This is a genomic window from Virgibacillus byunsanensis, assembly GCF_042675965.1.
In the GTDB taxonomy this organism is placed as follows: Bacteria; Bacillota; Bacilli; order Bacillales; family Amphibacillaceae; genus Virgibacillus_R; species Virgibacillus_R byunsanensis.
Map to the genome: position 1 here is coordinate 1 of NZ_JBHTKJ010000003.1, position 21,227 is coordinate 21,227.

The window sequence follows — 21,227 nt, forward strand, 5'->3', positions numbered from 1 at the left end:
TTGAACAGTGACACGCTTTACAGCTGGTTAAATGGAACACTTTTTTCTAGCTGCGAAAGTTGAGTTAGTATTATTTAATATATAAAAATCATCTTATCAAAAAGGGTCTACACATAAGTGTACACCCTCGAAGTCTCTTAATATCTTTCCATCCTTCTATCCACAAAAACCGGTATCCGCTTCCTCACTTCATTGACTAAGTCGTCATCAATTGTAGCCGTTACTATTTCCTCTCCACTACCACCTTCAGCGACAATTTCTCCCCAAGGATCAATAACTAGTGACATGCCACCAAATGTATTTTTGGGATCAGCACCAACTCGATTACATGCAACCACATAACATTGATTTTCAATTGCACGTGCTTGCAGAAGAATACGCCAATGATCTATTCTTGGTGCTGGCCATTCCGCTACAACATACATAACTTTTGCACCACTTACTGCTGATTTACGAATCCATTCTGGAAAACGAATGTCGTAGCATATAAACCCAGCACAATTCACTTCATCCATCGTAAATTCAGCTTTGTCCTGCCCTTCTTTTAAATATAAATGTTCATCCATAAGTTGAAATAAATGCAGCTTACTATATTTATGAATAAGCTCACCCTGTTGATTCATTACAAGCATCGTATTACGTACTCCGTCTTCATATTGTTCAGCAATGGAACCACCAATCACATGAACATTCCATTTTTTTGCTATATAACTTAAGAATCTGATTGCATGATTTGCATCCTGGTCAGCTATTTCATCCAATCGGGTTAAATCATATCCAGTTGTCCACAGCTCTGGCAGTACAATAATTTCTGCACCCGTTTGAACTGCTTTAGTGATCCATTCTTCCGCTCGCTTCTCATTTTCTTTTGGGTCACCATATATAATATCAAATTGAATCATTGCAATTTTCCGCTTCAAAAAAGCACCTCCATGTTCATTTTCCTTACGTATATACTATCATCAAAAAAATCGATAGCATAATAGTATGGCCACCGATTTTTAATTAGTAATGTCCGAGAAGTTACGATTCCCTTCTTGAACCGCACTAATATGATGTAAGGCTTTATAGCGATTTTTGACACTATCAAACCCGTTTATCGTCACAGACCCAATATCAGGAACGAGCAGACCGCAAATTGTTTTGATTGTTGTTGTTTTACCGGCTCCATTAGGACCTAAAAGTTCAACAATTTCTCCTATTGATACGTTAAATGAAACACCTTTTACAGCAATAAATTCCTCTTTAGACTTCCGTTTTGTGTACACTTTGTGAATTCCATCAACCGTAATAATACGTTCCATGCCCCTCCTTTTACAACTCTTGTTAATTTGATTATACTAATTTATCAGAATAATACATCCGTCTATTGAAAGTCTTACACTCGGTCTTGAGACTTAGTGTATCCCAGATCAAATAAAAAGCCGTCCAACCTATCGTTAATAGATTAGACGACTTATAAATCTAAATTATTTTTTTATATCTATAATTGACGTAAGGCATAGAGGAAACGTTCTACTTCTTCCTCTGTATTATATGGTGCTAAACCCGCACGAATCCAGCCGCCGGTTTTATTAACCCCGAGTTTACTAGCCAGAGTAGTCGCATAAAAATCCCCATCAGCAACAAAAATACCATGTTCTGAGGACATCCGTTCGCACACTTCTTGATTGGTGTATCCCTCTACTGTAAAGGCGAATGTCGGTGTTTTCCTTGCTACAGAATCGGGTTCATATAACGTTACTTTCGCAAGATTTCGCAATCCATCACCCATTTTAATTGCTAGTTTATTTTCATAATCCTCGATATGTTTAATACCAGATAGGATTCTCTCTTTTCTTGTTACCCCAGTACCGAGATTTTCAAAGAACTCAATAGCCGGCTTAATTCCTGCTATTCCCTCATGGTTCTGTGTTCCGGTCTCTAATTTATCCGGTATATAATCTGGGGCAGGTGATAGTTTGTAAGGTTCTAGTCTTTCAAAAATTTGCTCTCTAATAGCAGCAATACCAACATGTGGGCCAAAAAATTTGTAGGCAGAGCATAACAGAATATCAGCTCCAATTTGATCACGTTGCACAGGAATATGTGGTACAGCATGAACTGCATCGACAGCGACGATTGCACCTACTTCTTTAGCTTTCTTTGCAATAGTTGCCACATCATTTATCGTCCCAACTGCATTTGATGCAAGACCTACAGCTACTAATTTGGTATGGCTATTGATCACAGTGTCTAATTCGTTTAAACGAAGCGTTAATTTTTGTTGATCAACAGGAAGCCAACGTACAGTCATTCCCAGGTCCTCTGCCATCTGAAGCCATGGATCTACGTTTGCACGATGATCAATTTCAGAAACGACAATCTCATCACCAACTCCCCACTGCTTTCCTAATGCTCTGGAAATAGCTAATGTAAGAGTAGTCATATTTGCACCAAAAGCTACCTCTTTGGCTTTGACGTCCAGAAAGTCTCCAACTATTTTTTTAGTTTCTTCTATCATTTCTTCTGTTTCTCTACTACTAGGAAAGGAACCATGAAGATTAGCACCTCCACTTTCCATATAATTTCTAACAGCCTCTATAGATGATTTCACTACTTGAGATCCTCCAGGGCCGTCTAGGTAGGCAACTTCTCTATCATGGAATTTCCTATTTAAGGCTGGAAATTGATTGCGAACATCATTAATTGGAAAATATTTCAGCATTTGTGTCATATTGTTTGCTCCTTTTATTATATCTTTGTATCAACTTTCTTTAGCCAATTCCGATCGTTCTTCCCCTGTAAACACTCTTGATCTAGTTAAAAACCGCTTTCCTTCAGGTCCTTCTAATGAAAACATTCCTCCACGTCCGTCCACTGCATCAATAATCAGCTGGGTATGTTTCCAATATTCGTATTGATCTTTTGACATATAGAAAGGTGTGTCACCAATTTCTCCTAATAAAACGTCCGACTCCCCTATCCGGAACTCACCATTTGGATAGCACATAGGTGAGCTGCCATCACAACACCCCCCTGATTGGTGAAACATCAACGAACCATGTATTTCTTTTAATGTATTCATTAATTGCAACGCTTCCTCTGTAACCGTTACACGATCAACCATTTATATCACACCCTTCCAATGCTTTGTAGTAGCCGGTAATTGCAGAAAAAAGCTATCACCTACTTTTCCCGTTCTTATTTTACAAAAACATCCAGTAATGACCTGTATAACCTTAAAAGAATCCAGCCGCACCTTCACTGTAGCTTATAAGCAAGTTTTTCGTTTGTTGATAGTGGTCTAGCATCATAAGATGATTTTCTCGCCCGATACCGGATTTTTTATAGCCGCCAAACGCAGCATGTGCAGGATATTGGTGATAACAATTAGTCCACACACGACCAGCCTCAATTCCACGGCCAAATCGGTATGCGGTATTTATATTACGTGTCCAGACACCAGCACCAAGTCCGTATAATGTGTCATTGGCGATACTCAGTGCTTCTTCTTTATCTTTAAATGTTGTCACCGAAAGTACCGGTCCGAAAATTTCTTCCTGGAAAATACGCATGTTGTTTTCGCCCTTGAAGATAGTTGGTTCTACGTAATAGCCACCTTCTAGTTCATCTTCAAGTTTATTCACATCTCCTCCAACAAGCACTTCTGCACCTTCTTGTTTTCCAATATCTAAGTAGGAAATGATTTTTTCCATTTGTTCTTGGGATGCTTGAGCCCCCATCATGGTTTCGGTATCAAGCGGATGGCCGATCTTGATTTTTTTGACCCGCTCAATTACCCGTTCTATAAATTGACCATAAATCGATTCATGAACTAAAGCACGTGATGGACATGTACACACTTCTCCTTGGTTAAGCGCAAACATAACCATTCCTTCAATTGCTTTATCTAAGAATCCGTCATCTTCATCCATCACATCTTCAAAGAAAATATTAGGTGATTTTCCTCCAAGTTCCAATGTAACAGGTATTATATTTTCAGAAGCATATTGCATGATTAAACGCCCTGTAGTCGTTTCACCAGTAAATGCGATTTTAGAGATACGACTGTTGGAGGCAAGTGGTTTTCCTGCTTCTAGACCAAATCCATTAACAACATTTAATACCCCAGCCGGCAGAAGGTCTTTAATTAAATCAAGTAGCACATGTATAGATGCCGGTGTTTGTTCAGCGGGTTTAAGAACAACACAGTTACCAGCAGCAAGGGCTGGTGCCAGTTTCCATGTTGCCATTAAAATCGGGAAGTTCCACGGAATGATTTGGCCAACAACACCTAATGGCTCATGAAAATGATAGGCAACCGTATCGTCATCTATCTGACTTAATCCGCCTTCTTGAGCGCGTATTGCTCCAGCAAAATAACGATAATGATCGGCAGCAAGTGGTAAATCAGCAGCTAACGTTTCCCGGACAGCTTTACCATTGTCCCATGTTTCAGCAACAGCCAACATTTCCAGGTTATCCTCAATTCGATCAGCAATTTTGTTTAAGATTTTCGCGCGTTCTGCTACAGACGTTTTGCCCCACCCATCCTTGGCAGCATGTGCTGCATCAATGGCAGCCTCGACATCCTCTTTTGTGGACCTGGCCATTTCACAAAATACTTCACCAGTAACAGGACTCACATTTTCAAAGTATCTGCCATTCGCAGGAGCTCGATATTCTCCACCTATAAAATTGTCATACTGCTTCTTGAAAGATACTACAGCACCTTCCGTATTTGGATTCGCATACCTCATCGTAAAATATTCCTCCTTTTTTGTAACCGTTTACATTTGTTTTAGTGAAGACGCCAGCTGAAGTCTCTACTACAGATTATACCAACATGTTCTGAATTATTACAACTATTGGACTTTTAGAAAAACGAGGGAAGTATAAGATCCTATAAAACAGGTAAAAACAAGTAGATTTATGTAATATCAATGACTAATGAACGGCTTATGTCAGTAAAGGCTTAGTACTTGAATCGAATATCAGAAAACTTGGCTTATTGCTAAGCCTTAGTTGCAATTATGTAGTTTATCTACTAAAAGAAAAAAATCAAACCCGTTTAAGGTTTGATTTTCAGGAAAGCTGAAGTATATAATAATAACGCTGGTTTCCCAACGCCGTAAGTATCTATTATAAAAGAGATGTCGCGATGACATCTCACTTGGATATATTAATTATGGATTAATAATTTCATTATATAACTTCAGCTACTATTATGGTACTGATTTTCTTTATTTCAACTCTGGAATCACTCGAACTTCCTGTTCCATTGATGATTTACAAAGAGGACACTCTGGAGTTTCCTCAAAACTGTATGATTCTCTCATCCAACCTTGGCAATCCTCACTTGTACAAGACCATACATTTGTTTCTACTTCTGGAACCGGTTCTTTAGGCCCTCTAGAAAAAGACATAAACAGCAACCCCTTTCATGATACTACTTCCATTATACTCCTTTTTAGCAAACAAAGGAAGGGACGTATACCAATTAATAACCATTAAAACATATTATATGAAAGTATTGACAAGTTTCCACAAAAATAAACCCCTTTCATGTTATTTAATAAATCTCGACATGACAGGATCCCCAAAATATTAAATTTAAGCTATACATAATAAAGAGAAATGGGGACTCCTTGAAAATGCAACAGATGCGTGCGAAAACAGCCAAAGATTAGAAAACTTGGCATTCGCCAAGCCTTTATAGCGAATGGCCTAGTTGCACTTATGCAGATAAGGAAGTTTTATACTTTCTTACCTGCTTAAAAAAACCTCCACATCAATGTGGAGATTTTTCCAATTTACAACTATAATACAAATTTCTCAATTGCTTTAGCTACACCGTTATCATTATTCTTGTCTGTTACGTAATCTGCAACCTTCTTAATTGCTTCCTGCGCATTACCAACAGCAACACCCAGGCCAGCTTGTTGAATCATTTTAATATCATTCAGACTATCACCAACAGACATGACATTATTCATTGATATGCCGATTTCATCACACACTTTCTTAAGTGCAGTAGCCTTATTTACTCCGATTGGATTTACTTCAACGTTCGTTGGAAGAGAATTCGTCAATTCGAGTTCGTCATAGTAGGAAAATTCTTTTACGATCTGATCCAGCTTATCCTTATCCAAAGAGTCACAGCCAAACTTCAGCCATTCGTGTTCATAAAAATCATCTGGACGCGTCCCACGATAAACACCTTCTGTCGATACCATCCACGTATTCAATTCAATGTTCTGTGCTAAATCCCACATAATTTCCACTATTTTAGGATCCAGTAAGTGACGTTCAATTAATTCCTTATTAACGGTCCAAATTTCTCCACCATTACTCGTAACCAAATAAGATTGCAGCTTCAACAATTCAGCATACGGATAACAAGAATCAAGCCAGCGTCCTGTGCTCAATACAACGTGAACATCTTTTGCTAACGCCTTTTTAATCACTTCTTGGGTGTATTCAGAAACCTCCTCATCACTAGTTAATAACGTGCCATCCATATCTAATGCGATTAACTTAATTTCATCCATTATAACGCTCCTCTATCTTCTATTATATTATCAGGCTTTTGCAGATTCATTATTCGAACTTATGCCACGGTCATATAGACGTGTAGTTACATAAGGTATAACTAGCAATCCTAGTAAAACAAAGAATAGCAACTGTATATGATACATATCTACCAGTACTCCTCCAATGAACGGTCCTATCATGCGTCCACCTGCAGCAACACTGTTCACCAATCCTTGATAAAAACCAGCTCGACCCTTAGGTGCTAGTTCGTTTGCAAGCGTTGGTATCGCCGGCCAGACGAGCATTTCACCAATTGTCAAAATAACCATGGCAACAGCAAACATGGTGAAATTTTCTGCGAACGCCACAAGTACGAATGAAAAAATAAAGATAGTATTCCCAATATATATGTGCATTTTTTCAGAAGTTATTATACTTGTTATCCACTTAATCATTGGCTGTCCAATAACAATTAATAATCCGTTTATGGCCCATAACGCACTGTATAGATCCAGCGGAATTCCAATATCCTGTGTATGTGATGAGATAGTTGATTGCCATTGACTATATGCCATCCAGGAAATTAAAAATCCCCCGCATAAAATCATCAGTGCCACAAAGGAAGCTTTATTTTGAATCTTCTTGCTCTGTTCCCAAACAGAAGTACTCATTTGGCGATCTCGTTCCTTATCCATCTCTTTAAACGTAACCATTACAATGATAAAAAATACACCAAATAAACATGCGTTTGCAACAAATATATAATCAAATGAAATACTTGCTATGTATCCACCTGCTGTCGCCCCAATTGCCACACCTAAATTTTGGGCAACGTAGATGGCATTAAACGCGCGACGGCCACCTTCAGGCCAAACAGAACCTGCCATCGCAAACAATACTGGTCTTGTCATCCCTGCTCCAAATCCAATTAATACAAGCAATATGGAATACGGTACAATACTGTGAAAGAAGGAAAGTGTAATGGCAGCGGATAAAGCAATTCCAGTTCCTACTAATATTGTTTTGTATGCACTAATTTTATCAAATAATATGCCACCTATTAAGTTACCAACAATCGATGCTCCTTGGTTTAACATTAAAATAAGCCCTGCAAAGGCTAAACTTTTTCCAAGCTCATTATGCATAAAAATGGTATTTAAAGGCCATATAAAAGAAGCACCCGTAACATTAATTGTCGTCACAATCACTAATAACCAAATATACTTTGGCATCCCTATCACTCGCTTTTCGTAGCTATCATCAGACCATTCTAATCTATTTCGAGTTGCTAATCAATAGGGATTTATGAAGATATTTTACTGATTTTTTAAGTGATGCGATGGCGTTAGTTTTCAGCTTTGGTGCGCGACTTTCTAGCTCTGGTGCGCGACTTTCCAGCTCAGATGCACGACTTTTCGACTTTGATGCGCGGCTTTCCGGCTCTGGTGCGCGACTTTCCGGCTCTGGTGCGCGACTTTTCGACTTTGATGCGCGGCTTTCCGGCTCTGGTGCGCGACTTTCCAGCTCTGGTGCGCGACTTTCCGGCTCTGGTGCGCGGCTTTTCAGCTCTGGTGCGCGACTTTTCGACTTTGATGCGCGGCTTTCCGGCTTTGATGCGCGACCTCCCGGCTCTGGTGCGCGGCTTTTCAGCTCTGGTGCGCGACTTTTCGACTTTGGTGCGCGACTTTCCGGCTCTGGTGCGCGACTTTCCAGCTCTGGTGCGCGACTTTCCGGCTCTGGTGCGCGGCTTTCCGGCTCTGGTGCGCGGCTTTCCGGCTCTGGTGCGCGACTTTCCGGCTTTGATGCGCGACTTTCCAGCTCTGGTGAGCGACTTTCTGTTTACAGGCAGGAAATGGAAACTTTTACAGCCTCTAACAAGTCCTCCTGCGACCAGCTTGGCATCGGTTTCTCTACAGCTAGTTCATGAGATGCTGGAATATGGATGAAGCCTGATTGTCGCTTAGCGTTAGTTTCTTTAAAGTGGTGCAATCCATGGTACATCACATGATTACATAAATAAGCACCAGCTGTATTTGAAATTTTTGCAGGTAGCTTTCTTTCCTGTAGGCTTTTAACAATCTCATTTATGGGGAGTGTTGAAAAATATCCATCTGGCCCCTCAAGGAATATTTTTTCCCCTTCTGGCTTATGTCCGTTATTGTCAACTGGACCATCATTACAATTAATGGCAATTCGCTCTGGTGTTACACTGTTCCGACCAGCTGCAAGCCCGAGTGAAATAACTGCATCTGGATGATGCTTTTCGATCAACTCCACTAATTGTTTGCCTGTCTTTTGAAAATCTACGGTTAACACTTCACCTATAATTTGAAAATCGCCTATTTCTTCTCCATTCAGTGCTTCTGCTATTTCAGCAGTTGGATTTATTGGGAATTCAAGAAATGGTTCAAAGCCTGTTAAAAGTAATTTTTTCATCGTAAAATACCTCTTCTCATTTATGTATATATTGTTATCAAGTAGACCAAAGGACCTGGGTTATATCCCCTTGTAAAATAGTTCTAATTTATAAAGGAATTCTTCCATTTTTATCGCACGCGCTTGTGCTTCTTCTACGGTTACTGGATAAAATTGAATTTCTCCCTGTGGCACGAGTTGTGCTATTTTAGGCATGTCACTTGAAAGAACCGTACCTATTCGCGGATACCCACCAGTTGTCTGCCGGTCCGCCATCAGAATAATCGCTTGTCCATTAGGGGGTACTTGAATTCCACCAAATGGTATGGCATCAGACCAGATAGCAATGTCCTTGTTTAACTTGATTTCTTCTGATTTCAGCCGGTAGCCCATCCGGTTAGAGTTTGCTTCTACTTGATGAATGCAGCGAAAGAATTTCTCTCGGCCTTCTTTTGTGAAACAATCTGTATGCGGGCCTTCTATAATGGCCACTTTGATCGACTTTTCATATGTTGGTATATCTTTTGGAACGAGACCTATTCCTTGCTGCGCCTCATGCGAAAATCCTTTAATCTTTTTCACATCTTCTAAAGAAGAACCAAAGCCAGTATTTCCATCTGTCGAGCTACTACCAAAAATGACTGGGGCATCAAACCCACCAGCCACTGCAATATATGCGCGAACCCCTGATTGATGCTTACCAAATGATAGTTGATCTCCTTTTTTCAATGTAATCGACTTCCACATTGCTACTGATCTATCATTGATTCTTGGCTCTAAATCTGCACCAGTGATTGCGATCGTTAATAGCGTTGGTGCACACACCTCAAGCTTAGGGCCAATTAATGTTACCTCAAGACTAACAGTATTGCGGGGATTTCCAACTAAAATATTACCTACTTGCATACTAAAAGGATCCATGGCGCCAGAAACAGGTACACCAAAGCGTTGATATCCCGTTCTACCCATATCTTGAAATGTTGTTAACACCCCTGGCTTTATTGTCCGAAAAATTTCTTCGCTTTGCATAGCAACACCTCTTATATGGGAGTTTTTTTCTGATAGATTCTCTTGGTAGAAATCTTGGATGTGCTTGTGGCCCGATTTGTGATGCTGCCCGAGATTGCGTTAGGTCTCACATCTATACTTTTCCGACCTGTACGCCCGCTTTATCAAGAGCCTTACGTAATTTCCTCACAAAATTTACGGCTTGGGGGCCATCACCATGAACACATACGGTATCAGCTTCTATATTTACTAAATCACCGTTAACTGCTTGAACAACTCCATCAGAAACCATTCGCTCAACTTGTTTTACAGCCGTATCAACATCATCGATCAAAGCACCGGTTTCATTTCTACTCGTCAGGCTTCCATCTGTTTGATACGTTCGGTCTGCAAAAACTTCTGACGCAACTTTTAACCCTTTCTCCCGTCCAGCCTCGATCAGTGTACTTCCTGCCAAACCGAATAATACTAGATTCGGGTCAATATCATATACCGCATCTGCGATAGCATCAGCTGCCGCGCGGTCCCTTGTAGCATAATTGTAAAGGGCCCCATGTGGCTTCACGTGGTTCATGTTCACATGGTGAATCTTGCAAAATGCCTGGAGAGCCCCAACTTGATAAGCGATCAACCGGTAGATTTCTTCTGGTGAAAATTCTATCAATCGACGTCCAAAACCAGCAATATCAGGAAAACCAGGATGTGCACCAGCGGATACTCCATGATCTTTTGCCAGCTGAACAGTTCGGTTCATCACATTTGGATCACCCGCATGATAACCGCATGCTACATTCGCTGATGTAATATATTTCATTAATTCTTCATCTGCTCCAAACGTATAAGCTCCAAAGCTTTCACCCATATCACAATTTAAATCGATTCGTTTTTTCATGTCACCTCTCCCTTTCCAATTCGTTATTCAGTTGAAATCTGTATGGAATAGGACTGTGATTCAACTTGCTTTTCTATTTCCGTAAATTCATGCTCAGACACTTCATAAAATTTCACATAATTACCAGATTGAAATAAAAATGGCTCTTCTTCTCGTTCCACATCAAACAATTTCAATGGAGTTTTGCCAATTATATTCCACCCGCCAGGCGATTCTACTGGATAAATCCCTGTTTGTTCCGCCGCAATCCCTACTGCTCCTGCAAAGATAGATGGACGTGGGTTTTCTAAACGAGGTGTAGCAATTTTTTTATCCAAACCACCTAAATAAGGAAAACCAGGCAAGAATCCGATCATATATATAAGATATTCCGGTTGTTGATGGATGGCAATCACCTCTTCAATCGTTAACTGATGGTAATCTGCCACCTGCTGTAAGTCAGGGCCATAATTACCACCATAGACTACCGGAACATGAACAACACGGGATTTAGTGGCCGTCTCTTTACCTGATGCTGCGATCAAATCAAGGACTTTTTCATACATTTCTCTGTATAGTAGCACATGTGGGCGATAGTAAATGGTTACCGAGTCAAACGCGGGTACCCATTCAACTATGCCGCCTCTATCAGAAAACGTTTCTAGTTTTTTACAGAAATCAGTAATGGTTCTATTCAATTCAGGAGAAACGTTTTCTAAAAACTGTACCCTTAATGCTGAATCACCCACAGCTTGTATAGAAAAATCCATCTTTAACACGCCCCCGATAAGAATACTATTAGAAAACTTGGCGTTCGCCAAGCCTTATGGTGAAGGCCTAAGTTGCACTTATGTAGATAAGAAAATTTTATGCTTTTCTTATCTACTAATTAAAATAATAGCATACCTACGTTAATAAATTCGAATAGTTGCTCTATTTTTTCCATCTCCTTAAACTAAATGGAATAGAAAATAAGATAAGGATAATACCTACTGCTAGGAGGATATAATGTAAAATTGATGTATTGTCTTCGAAAACAAAATACGCACCAAAACCTGTCAAAATCCAACCAAGTACTTCTATTAGTATTGCTTTTCGCAAAATCACACCTCCTAATCAATCTAATACATATCTATCTCGTCCTGCCCCCATACCAAAAACCACAACCAAAATGGATACACCAATTAGTGTCAATAAGGGAACAGTCCACACCTGAGTTACATCATACAAATAACCAATAATCATTGGTCCAACAGCAGCTAGCAAATAACCCAGCGCTTGTGCCATTCCTGAAAGTTCAGCAGCTTGTCGTGCATCACGAGCTCTCATACCTAAAAACGCTAGGGACAATGCAAAGCATCCACTTAGTGCAATCCCGATCAACACCGTGCTCATAACCATTACGATATAGGAATCTCCCACTAATAGACCGCCATATCCAGTTATAGCTAAGCATCCCAAGACAAGTACAATCATTCGTTGAGATCTTAACCTTCCAGCTATTACCGGCACAAAAAAACTAGCAGGTACTCCAACAAATAGTGTGAATGATAACATCCAACCGGCTGTTGCCATACTAACACCATAATCGTGTACTATTTCAGGCAGCCATGAAATCGTTACATAAAATAAAAAGGACTGTAACCCCATAAAAATAGCGACCTGCCAAGCAAGCCATGATTGCAACATACCGCTATCGCTTGTACGTACATAGCGCATCTCTACCGTATTATCGGACTTTCCTTTTTTAATCAAATAGATCCAAATACTAATCCCTATTATTACAGGAATAATCCATACTGCTAATCCGATCTGCCATCCTAATCCCATACCACTGGCAATTGGTATACTTAAACCAGAAGCAACTGCAGCAAAAATCCCCATCGATGTTGAATAAACACTTGTCATGATTGCAACTTTTGCCGGAAATTTCCCCTTTACCACACCAGGTAACAACACATTACAAATCGCAATACCTAAGCCGATGAATAAAGTCCCTGCAAAAAGGAACACAACAAATGAAACAGAACGTGCGACCATGCCTATTAAAAGAAGTATAAGTCCAATCAATAAGGTACGTTCATTCGTAAATCGTTTACCAAGTATCGGAGCAATTGGTGACATAACCGCAAATGCGACCAGCGGCAAGCTTGTCAAAATACCAACACTCCAATTAGAGAGTCCAACATCATCACGAATGGTTCCAATTAATGGACCAACCGATGTAAGTGCTGGACGTAAATTAAAAGCTACAAATATAATTCCTACTATAAGCAGAATCCGGTACAGCCGCACTGTTTGATTATCTGTTGCTTTGTTATCTGCATCCATTCTAGAACGGCCCCCTTCACTTAAACACTATCCTATAATATAGCACATTCCATTCTTTTACGAAAAAAATGAGGTTCCCCTGTTATTCTACAGGGGAACCACTATTATACGGTATGATATACAAATCCAAACCTGGTTGCATGCTCGATTTCGTCACTCATTGCAAGGAAGAACGTATCTCTTATTTCCTGATCAGACGTTAACAGATAATCGTCACGGTACTGCTCATAAGCTTCCAATTCATCCTTATATGCTAACATGATTCCTTCTTTAAAATTTGCAAATTGCTTCTTACGTTTCTTATAATTCGGACTTTTACCTGTCAAATTTTTATACAGATCGATAAACAGTTGCAAATGAATTTTTTCATCCTCTAGCGCATGCTCAACCGCATCACGCGCCATGTTAGTTGGAGCCATTTTTGCTAGTCTGGTGTAAAAATCAATTGCTTCACTTTCCCCCTCCATCCCATCAACTAAAGCCTGTAACACTTGTTCATTTTGGCCTTTTTTCGCTCTAAATTCCTGATCATCATGTGTTTGATGTACGTTTTGACCTGGATTATATGCTTGAAATGCATATGGGTATGGATACGTGTAATAGTACATTTCAATACCACCTCTTCATTTTTTCTCCATATCACTATATGCCTAATCATTGAAAACGTTATTTAGACTACAACTATCGATGTATATTTCCGATATAAATAAAGAACTATTATTTCTATACATGCATAGAGTCATGCAGAAAGGTGTCACAAATGAAACTATTCAAGAAAACAAAGATAAAAAAAACGATTAACAAAAAAATGAAAAGAAGATCGCTACAACGGCAAATATTATTACCATTTTTATTACTCATCATTCTTGCTGGAGGTGCTGTTGCCTATACCAGCTACCAATTAAGCATGAATGCTATGATTGATCAAAACTCAGATAGTGTGGTAAGTCAAACAGAGAACTTAAACGACCACCTGCTAAAGCAGGTGGATTTGGACATGAATGTCGACGACTAAAGTCGTTCCTCAGGCTAAAGTCCTGCTCAAAGTCCTTAGCTGAAGCAAACTCGAAGTGTGACTTAACTCATTCCTCGATTCTAAAAATGTCGTCCTTACCTTCATTGAATTGATTAGCTATATAATTTCTTATTATTTCATCTGTCACGGTGCCAACTGTGGCGCAAAAGTATCCTCTTGCCCACAAATGCTGCCCCCAATAGCGCTTCTTGAGTTCCGGAAATTCATCCTGCAATAACCTCGATGACCTTCCTTTTAGATACTGCAAAATTTTACTTGGAGCAATACTTGGTGGGCAGGATAACAGTAAGTGAATATGGTCTTTACCGACGCTTCCTTGCAAAATTGTTATACCTCTTGCTTCACAACCTTGTCGGATCAATTCTCTCGTTCTTACTGCTATATGCCCTTTTAATACCTTGTATCTGTACTTTGTTACCCATATGACATGATACTTGATATCATAAACCGCATGACTATTTTTTCGATAACCTTCCATACTTTCACCTCACACTTAAGTATGGACACTTAAAGGCAAGGCTAAAAGCTGATACCGTCTAAAGACGGTGGAGTTAGACCACGCATTTGTAAGTTAAACGATACATTCAACATGCTTTTTACCAACACAGAGAATGTAGTGCACCGATTTTCTGAGAATGACTTATTCACGTCATATGACCCCGAGTCTCGTGATCTCATACATAACTACTTAAGAGAAACAAGAGAGGCAAATGATTTCATTTCCAATGTATATGCAGGTATCGACAAAAGTGCTGATATGATCATCCCCGACTCAGAAACTGATGCAAACGTTGATCCACGATCCAATATCTGGTTTAAAAATGCAAAAGAAGCGAAAGGCGAAATTGTTTGGACAGAACCTTATATTGATAGTGTAACGAAGGAGAAAATAATAACAGCAGCTAAAGCCTTTTACGAAAACGACCAATTTGTAGGAGTTGTCGCTGCAGATATATTTGCAGAAACGCTAATTGAAATGACTACCAATATTAAAGTTGGGAAATCCGGATACGCAATGATCATTGATCAAAGTGGGAGCTTTGTCGCACACCCTGATGGAACATTAATCGGAACTGGTGCAGACGACCAAGCCTTTTACAATAGTCTTCGTCAAGAAGGTTCGAGTGGCGTTATTGAATACTCAGAAGATAATGAAACGAATATTCTTGGCTACACAACAAACACCAGAACTGGTTGGATAATCGGCGAAACCGTTCCTGTAAAAGATTTCCAGGAAGAGGCTAATAAAATCATACCGCCTATTGTCATAACGTTGGTGATTGTCATTCTATTCGCGGTTATCGTGTCATATGTGACGAGTAAACGAATAACAAAACCTATTAAAACACTAGAAAGCACCATGAAGGAAGTTGAAAATGGGAACCTCTTAGCCAGAGCAAACATAAAATCGACAAATGAAATTGGCCAGCTATCACTTAGCTTTGAAAACATGCTTCAACAGATGAGGCTAATGATGGTAAAAATAAAAGAACTATCAAACAACGTGTCTGATGCATCACAAACACTGGTAGCAAGCGCAGAAGAAAACACTGCTTCCTCCAACGAAGTTGCTGAAACGATGGGGCAAATAGCTACCGGTGCAGGAGAACAATCTGAAATGATGGAAGAAAATGCAGTAGCTACAGAAAAGCTATCCAACCTCATCCAACAAATTGAGGAATATAACCAAAATGTTTATAACGAAGCAAAACTAATGAGTGAAGCATCCGAAAAAGGATCAGAAACGGTTACCAAGCTTCGAAAACAATCACAAGAAACTGGTGAAATGACGGATGAAGTCGTACAAGCAATTAACACATTAGACGATAAATCTACCAACGTCCATACAATCGTTACAAAAATCACCGAAATCGCAAATCAAACAAATTTACTCGCATTAAACGCTGCAATTGAAGCAGCAAGAGCTGGTGAACATGGTAAGGGATTTGCGGTAGTTGCCAATGAAGTACGAAAACTAGCCGAACAGTCTGAGAACGCACTAGGAGACATTTCCTCCTTAATTGAAGAAATGCAGACCGAAACCAAAAACACAGCAGCCTTGATCGGTAAAACAAATAACGTTATACAAATGCAATCACAATCTGTAAATGAAACAGAGCATGCATTCACAGCCATTAAAGAAAACATCCTGACAAACAACCAACTTACTAAAAAAGTAATGGATGTCATGGAAACCATTATTAGTCAGGAAAAAATCATATCTGGTAATACCCAAAACATTACTTCCATTAGTGAAGAAACAGCAGCAGGAACAGAAGAAGTTTCAGCATCGGTCGAACAACAAACCGCTTCCATGGAACAGCTTAACCACTTAGCAGAAAAATTAGAAACGTACTCAGTCGAGATGCAAGAACAAGTAGATAAATTTCGGATTGAAGAATAAACTTAATAAGGTAGCCATGCGGTCTGATGCCGCATGGCTACCTTATTAAGTTATTTAGTGTTTTAGAACGCTCTCTCTCGAGTTGGTGTGTTCCTCTCCCGAGCTATAGTGCTTCTCTCCCAAGTCGATGTGTTCCTCTCCCGAGCTGTAGTGCTTCTCTCCCAAGTCGATGTGTTCCTCTCCCGAGTTGGAGGATTTCTCTCCTGTGTCCGTTCTAGACGCAACACTCTTTCTCCGTTAAACTAAAAATACAGACAAATATGGGAGGTTTTCCAATGAAAACTGTTGGACTGATTGGTGGTATGAGCTGGGAGTCATCCCTTGAATATTATCGCCAATTAAATAAGCAGGTCAGTGAAAAGTTAGGTGGCCTACATTCTGCAAGATGTCTTATGTACAGTGTTGATTTTGACGAGATTGAGACGTATCAACGGCGTGGTGAATGGGATGAATCTGCTAGAGTTCTTTCTGATATTGCATCCACACTTGAAAGCGCTGGAGCAGACTGTGTGGTTATTGCAACAAATACCATGCACAAAGTTGCTGAAGATGTGCAAGCAGCCATCTCGATTCCCCTACTCCATATCGGAGATGCCACTGCTCATGCTATTGCAGAAAAAAATATACGTAAGGTTGGTTTGCTTGGAACCAAGTATACAATGGAAGAAGACTTCTACCAGGCTCGTCTTAACGACAACGATATCTCTGTTATCATCCCTGATCAAGATGATCGTATAGAGGTAAACCGGATTATTTTCGAAGAATTATGTATGGGAAAAATGCTCGATGAATCAAGAAAAAAAGTTAGTATGATGATCGATCAATTAAAACAACAAGGAGCCGAAGGGATTGTCCTAGGCTGCACAGAAATTCCACTCCTTATTAAACAGGAGAATAGTAATTTACCTATCTTTAACACGATGGATATACACGTTACCAAAGCAGTAGAATTTGCATTAAACGAATAAAAGGACAGCCAGTTAAATGCGGCTGTCCTTTCTACTCACTTATTTATTTTGCTCACGTAAGATGTTCCCAGCTAATGCATAGAGTACAACTGTGGAAACAAAGTGTGATGAGTTGTCATTAGTGTCTTGTTGTGGATAAATTTCGACATAATCCATTCCACGAATACCAAGTTTACTGAACTCATGGACAAGTTCGACTAGTTCGTATGATGTTAAGCCATTTCCATCAACCGGTCCACCTGGGTTAAATGCGAAATCCAATACATCACTACAGATGCTCAGATAAACCGCTTCGGTACCTTCACTTGCAATATCATATGCCCGACGCGCTAACTCAACTAGGTCCTTTGATTGCCTAATTTCACGTGAAGAAATAGTTGTCGCACCAACCTCTTCTGCATATTGTCCTGTCTCAGGCTTATTGCGTGGGCCATGAATCCCCATGTGCACGATACTTTCATTACGTACACTTTCACTCTCATAGATCCGATGGAATGGTGTACTGCGTGCATACAAATCTCCCTCGTAGTCTGGGTGATTATCATAATGGGCATCTAAGTGAATGATGCCAACCTTACCTTCTATTTCTTCACTAAGCGCTTTAACAATCGGATATGTAATCCCATGATCCCCGCCAAACGCGACAGGAAATTTGTCTGTTTTCCACACCTTACTAGCGAACTCCTCAATACGGCGCATGGTTTCTGGTGTATCTGATGGCATAACATCTACATCACCTAAATCACCGATTGTATAATGCTTGAACACATCCATATGATTCAGTTCAGGCAAGTAACCAGAATAACGTGCAGAGTTCAAGCGAATTACTTTCGGTCCGAGTTCAGCACCAGTATAATCACCCCAAGTCACGGAGCCTTCCCAGGGAACACCGTAAACTAATACATCTCTATCGTTCGTACTATCATCTTTTAGAGATACTTTTTTACCACCAAGATAACATGGTGTATTACCATAAATTCTTTCATTATTCATACTAATCGCTCCTATAACTACTTTAATTTCTTACTACATCTATTGAACCAAAAATAACCCAACTTTACAATTTTTACGCAAGGGCAAAAGCGAAAATGACCGTTTAGCGACGTTTGGACTGCGCCCGCACATCTCGGGTGGGTTGAGGTTGCCGCAGAAAGTGGTGGTTTTAGTCTATCTTCCTTAATACCATGAGATTCACTTTGACTTTCGCCATTATTGACGATAAGTCAAGTTCATCTAAAATGAAACATGCCCCTTCATAGGCTTTTAGTCGGCCTTTCTAATGCTTAACCGAATCGATGTTGACCTTTCGTAAGGAGGATCAGGAAACCCACTAACAGCACAGGCGCTGGAGCTGGACGTTGCTGAATCCGTTGATAATATACATACCTACTTATAAAAGAAATATCCACCAGTCAAAAGACTGATGGACATTTTGATATTTATTTTGTTACAAACTTATTTAATACCAGCAACTTTATCAAATTCCTCCTGAACTTCTTTAGAAGGACCTCCGCCAATCAAGCTAAATACTATGATGGCAATACTTGAGAAAATAAACCCTGGTACCATTTCATATAACGCTGAACCTGTTAGTGGCCATGCAAATATGGTTATACCACCTACAAGAAGACCTGCAAGAACCCCATTTCTGGAAGTTTTTCTCCAGAATAGCGAGAACAATATTGCAGAACCAAATGTTGCACCAAAACCAGCCCATGCGTATGAAACAAGTTCAAGAACAGAACTGTTTTCGTTCCATGCAAGTCCAACTGCAATAAGTGCAATTAGTAGCACACAGAAACGTCCAACCCATACAAGTTCTTTTTCACTAGCATTTTTACGAATATATTTTCGATAAACATCCTCTGATAGTGCACTAGAAGATACAAGTAACTGTGAATCGACTGTACTCATAATCGCTGCTAAAACTGCTGCTAATAGGAAACCAGCAATCCATGGTGTATAAACCACTTGAACAAGTTGAATAAATACTTGCTCTGGGTCTGCTAAAGGCTGATCAAATGTAACAATACCTAGCATACCAACAATTAACGCACCATAAAGTGGAAGAACTAGACCTAATGCTACACTTATTAATCTTGCCTTTCTAACCTCTTTATGGGAACGAATTGCCATGAAACGAGCAAGAATATGTGGTTGACCGAAATAACCAAGTCCCCAAGCAAGTGCGGAAACAATCCCTACCATTCCAATAGGTCCTGCTGCCTCCCAGTAAATACCTTCACCTGCATTATAAGCGGTATCACTAAAACCACTTAAAAGACTAGGATTAATAGACCCTAACTGATTCCACAATTCACCAAATCCACCAACTTGGATTAATCCATAAACAGATGTGATCGTTAATGCTAAGAACATCAAGAACCCTTGAATAAAGTCTGTATAACTAACTGCAAGGAATCCGCCTAAGAATGTATAACCTACAATAATAACGGCTCCAAGTAGTAATGCGGTATGATATTCTGTGTCAAACGTTCCTTCAAATAGTTTTGCACCAGCAACAAGTCCTGAAGCTGTATAAAATAGGAAAAAGACCAAAATAAATACTGCAGAAATAACTCTCAATAGATTTGTTTTATCACGAAAACGATTTTCAAAAAATTCCGGTAAAGTAATGGAATTGTCTGCATACTCCGTGTACACACGTAGACGTTTTGCAACATACTGCCAGTTGATCATTGCACCAATTGCTAGACCAACAGCAATCCATAGACTCCATGTTCCAAAACCAGCCGCGTATGCCGCACCAGGTAAACCAATTAATAGCCAACCACTAAAATCACTAGCAGAAGCTGAAAACGCTGTAACCCAGCTGTTTAACTTACGCCCACCAAGAACGTAATCGGATAATGTATTTGTCATTCTATATGTAATGATACCTATTGTAATCATTACAGCTAAATATAGTATAAACGTAACCATAGTTGCATCCATTAGTCTTGATTCCTCCCTTCAGTATAGTAGGTAATCAGTGCCCAAATGACTAACAATGGCATTGGAACAGCGAACCAAAACAATGTCCATCCGGTAATCGTAAATTCTTCCATCATAGTCCCCTCCTGTTTTTTTACCCTTTACATATTTCTAGTAGTTATAAACAGTTTGTTTAAAACTAAATAGAATCTTCCAGATATCACTCACCTTACTAATTACAGTTGTTAACCTGAGAAAACGGAACAATTTCTCTTAAATAAATACTGAAAACTTATCCATGCACCCAGGTGACCTATAAAGTCATCATGAATAATACCAGCTATGTCCCTTTTCTCTATTATCTGTGTTGATAGCTATTTTCCAAATGCATTTGATGTACTGCTATTTAATGATGACCCCACACCAAATAACTCACAAATGTTTTTTCCACTACCTTTACTAACTTAAACTTATCGAAAGCAAGTTTCACAGACAACATATAATACTATCCACTAACTAAAGTAATACTTCAAACACCTTAACTAATAAATATACAAAGATAGCTAGTTCATTCTTCGTAATACGTGGAAATACTCACGCATTCGGATTCTTCTTCACTAGAGGGAGTAATATCTTAAATAAAGGAGTATATAAAATATATAATAGTCTGACAATGTTGTCAATTAAGTACTAGGATAATAGTACCGTTTACACCTATTTATATAACCAAATGGCATTTTAAAA

General features: G+C 39.5%; 22 protein-coding genes. 4 read left to right on the forward strand and 18 right to left on the reverse strand.

Translation table 11 applies throughout. The features are described 5' to 3' along the window. Positions 1-137 precede the first annotated feature (137 nt). From ACFQ3N_RS01135 to ACFQ3N_RS01170, 8 genes are all read right to left on the reverse strand, one after another. Entirely contained in the window at positions 138-902 is a 765-nt protein-coding gene (locus ACFQ3N_RS01135) for a carbon-nitrogen family hydrolase (RefSeq protein ID WP_390358855.1), read from the reverse strand. Positions 903-1,001: 99 nt separating this feature from the next. Beyond that, complete coding sequence (locus tag ACFQ3N_RS01140; RefSeq protein ID WP_390358761.1) at positions 1,002-1,304, reverse strand: ATP-binding cassette domain-containing protein; 303 nt, start codon at positions 1,302-1,304, stop codon at positions 1,002-1,004. Between the two features lie 179 nt (positions 1,305-1,483). Then, positions 1,484-2,716, reverse strand: a complete 1,233-nt coding sequence (locus ACFQ3N_RS01145; RefSeq protein ID WP_390358763.1) for a cysteine desulfurase-like protein — start codon at positions 2,714-2,716, stop codon at positions 1,484-1,486. A gap of 30 nt (positions 2,717-2,746) precedes the next feature. Then, positions 2,747-3,109 carry a DUF779 domain-containing protein gene (locus tag ACFQ3N_RS01150; protein ID WP_390358765.1) on the reverse strand — a complete coding sequence of 121 codons (363 nt, stop codon included), beginning with the start codon at positions 3,107-3,109 and terminating at the stop codon, positions 2,747-2,749. Positions 3,110-3,221: 112 nt separating this feature from the next. Next, positions 3,222-4,742 (reverse strand): aldehyde dehydrogenase, encoded by a 1,521-nt coding sequence (adh, locus tag ACFQ3N_RS01155; protein ID WP_390358767.1) that lies wholly within the window; start codon positions 4,740-4,742, stop codon positions 3,222-3,224. Between the two features lie 483 nt (positions 4,743-5,225). Next, positions 5,226-5,408 carry a cold-shock protein gene (locus tag ACFQ3N_RS01160; protein ID WP_390358769.1) on the reverse strand — a complete coding sequence of 61 codons (183 nt, stop codon included), beginning with the start codon at positions 5,406-5,408 and terminating at the stop codon, positions 5,226-5,228. A gap of 393 nt (positions 5,409-5,801) precedes the next feature. Further along, positions 5,802-6,533, reverse strand: a complete 732-nt coding sequence (locus ACFQ3N_RS01165) for a Cof-type HAD-IIB family hydrolase (protein WP_390358770.1) — start codon at positions 6,531-6,533, stop codon at positions 5,802-5,804. A 30-nt stretch (positions 6,534-6,563) separates the two neighbouring features. Next, positions 6,564-7,748 carry an MDR family MFS transporter gene (locus ACFQ3N_RS01170; protein ID WP_390358772.1) on the reverse strand — a complete coding sequence of 395 codons (1,185 nt, stop codon included), beginning with the start codon at positions 7,746-7,748 and terminating at the stop codon, positions 6,564-6,566. 129 nt (positions 7,749-7,877) lie between these two features. Here ACFQ3N_RS01170 and ACFQ3N_RS01175 point away from each other — a divergent pair, with 129 nt between their 5' ends. Further along, positions 7,878-8,462: a hypothetical protein gene (locus tag ACFQ3N_RS01175; protein WP_390358774.1), complete on the forward strand. Its 585-nt coding sequence runs from the start codon at positions 7,878-7,880 to the stop codon at positions 8,460-8,462. On the opposite strand, the gene ACFQ3N_RS01180 is transcribed toward ACFQ3N_RS01175, so the two are convergent. The 7 genes from ACFQ3N_RS01180 to ACFQ3N_RS01210 all read right to left on the reverse strand — a co-directional run bounded on the left by ACFQ3N_RS01180 (position 8,356) and on the right by ACFQ3N_RS01210 (position 13,749). Continuing rightward, positions 8,356-8,952, reverse strand: coding sequence for a pyroglutamyl-peptidase I (locus ACFQ3N_RS01180; protein ID WP_390358776.1), 597 nt, complete (start codon positions 8,950-8,952; stop codon positions 8,356-8,358). The two genes, ACFQ3N_RS01175 and ACFQ3N_RS01180, sit on opposite strands and share 107 nt — an antisense overlap. Before the next feature lie 60 nt (positions 8,953-9,012). Further along, entirely contained in the window at positions 9,013-9,960 is a 948-nt protein-coding gene (locus ACFQ3N_RS01185; RefSeq protein WP_390358778.1) for a 5-oxoprolinase subunit C family protein, read from the reverse strand. 112 nt (positions 9,961-10,072) lie between these two features. Continuing rightward, positions 10,073-10,831, reverse strand: a complete 759-nt coding sequence (locus ACFQ3N_RS01190) for a LamB/YcsF family protein (RefSeq protein ID WP_390358780.1) — start codon at positions 10,829-10,831, stop codon at positions 10,073-10,075. A 23-nt stretch (positions 10,832-10,854) separates the two neighbouring features. Beyond that, on the reverse strand, positions 10,855-11,580 hold the full coding sequence (gene pxpB, locus ACFQ3N_RS01195; protein WP_390358782.1) for a 5-oxoprolinase subunit PxpB: 726 nt from the start codon (positions 11,578-11,580) through the stop codon (positions 10,855-10,857). Between the two features lie 163 nt (positions 11,581-11,743). Beyond that, a complete protein-coding gene (locus tag ACFQ3N_RS01200) occupies positions 11,744-11,911 on the reverse strand; it encodes a hypothetical protein (RefSeq protein ID WP_390358783.1) in 168 nt (55 codons plus the stop codon). Positions 11,912-11,926: 15 nt separating this feature from the next. Then, positions 11,927-13,141 carry a CynX/NimT family MFS transporter gene (locus ACFQ3N_RS01205; protein WP_390358784.1) on the reverse strand — a complete coding sequence of 405 codons (1,215 nt, stop codon included), beginning with the start codon at positions 13,139-13,141 and terminating at the stop codon, positions 11,927-11,929. A gap of 104 nt (positions 13,142-13,245) precedes the next feature. Continuing rightward, positions 13,246-13,749 (reverse strand): ferritin family protein, encoded by a 504-nt coding sequence (locus ACFQ3N_RS01210; RefSeq protein WP_390358786.1) that lies wholly within the window; start codon positions 13,747-13,749, stop codon positions 13,246-13,248. Between the two features lie 152 nt (positions 13,750-13,901). On the opposite strand from ACFQ3N_RS01210, the gene ACFQ3N_RS01215 reads away from it, so the two are divergent. Next, a complete protein-coding gene (locus ACFQ3N_RS01215; RefSeq protein WP_390358788.1) occupies positions 13,902-14,156 on the forward strand; it encodes a hypothetical protein in 255 nt (84 codons plus the stop codon). A gap of 67 nt (positions 14,157-14,223) precedes the next feature. On the opposite strand, the gene tnpA is transcribed toward ACFQ3N_RS01215, so the two are convergent. Beyond that, positions 14,224-14,655 (reverse strand): IS200/IS605 family transposase, encoded by a 432-nt coding sequence (gene tnpA, locus ACFQ3N_RS01220; RefSeq protein WP_390358790.1) that lies wholly within the window; start codon positions 14,653-14,655, stop codon positions 14,224-14,226. Positions 14,656-14,766: 111 nt separating this feature from the next. Here tnpA and ACFQ3N_RS01225 point away from each other — a divergent pair, with 111 nt between their 5' ends. Further along, positions 14,767-16,581 (forward strand): methyl-accepting chemotaxis protein, encoded by a 1,815-nt coding sequence (locus tag ACFQ3N_RS01225; protein WP_390358792.1) that lies wholly within the window; start codon positions 14,767-14,769, stop codon positions 16,579-16,581. A gap of 275 nt (positions 16,582-16,856) precedes the next feature. Then, positions 16,857-17,549: an aspartate/glutamate racemase family protein gene (locus ACFQ3N_RS01230; RefSeq protein WP_390358793.1), complete on the forward strand. Its 693-nt coding sequence runs from the start codon at positions 16,857-16,859 to the stop codon at positions 17,547-17,549. Positions 17,550-17,588: 39 nt separating this feature from the next. Here the strand turns inward: ACFQ3N_RS01230 and ACFQ3N_RS01235 are convergent, their stop codons facing one another. Further along, on the reverse strand, positions 17,589-18,542 hold the full coding sequence (locus tag ACFQ3N_RS01235; protein ID WP_390358794.1) for an agmatinase family protein: 954 nt from the start codon (positions 18,540-18,542) through the stop codon (positions 17,589-17,591). Between the two features lie 462 nt (positions 18,543-19,004). Beyond that, positions 19,005-20,504, reverse strand: a complete 1,500-nt coding sequence (gene putP, locus ACFQ3N_RS01240) for a sodium/proline symporter PutP (protein ID WP_390358796.1) — start codon at positions 20,502-20,504, stop codon at positions 19,005-19,007. Between the last annotated feature and the right edge of the window lie 723 nt (positions 20,505-21,227).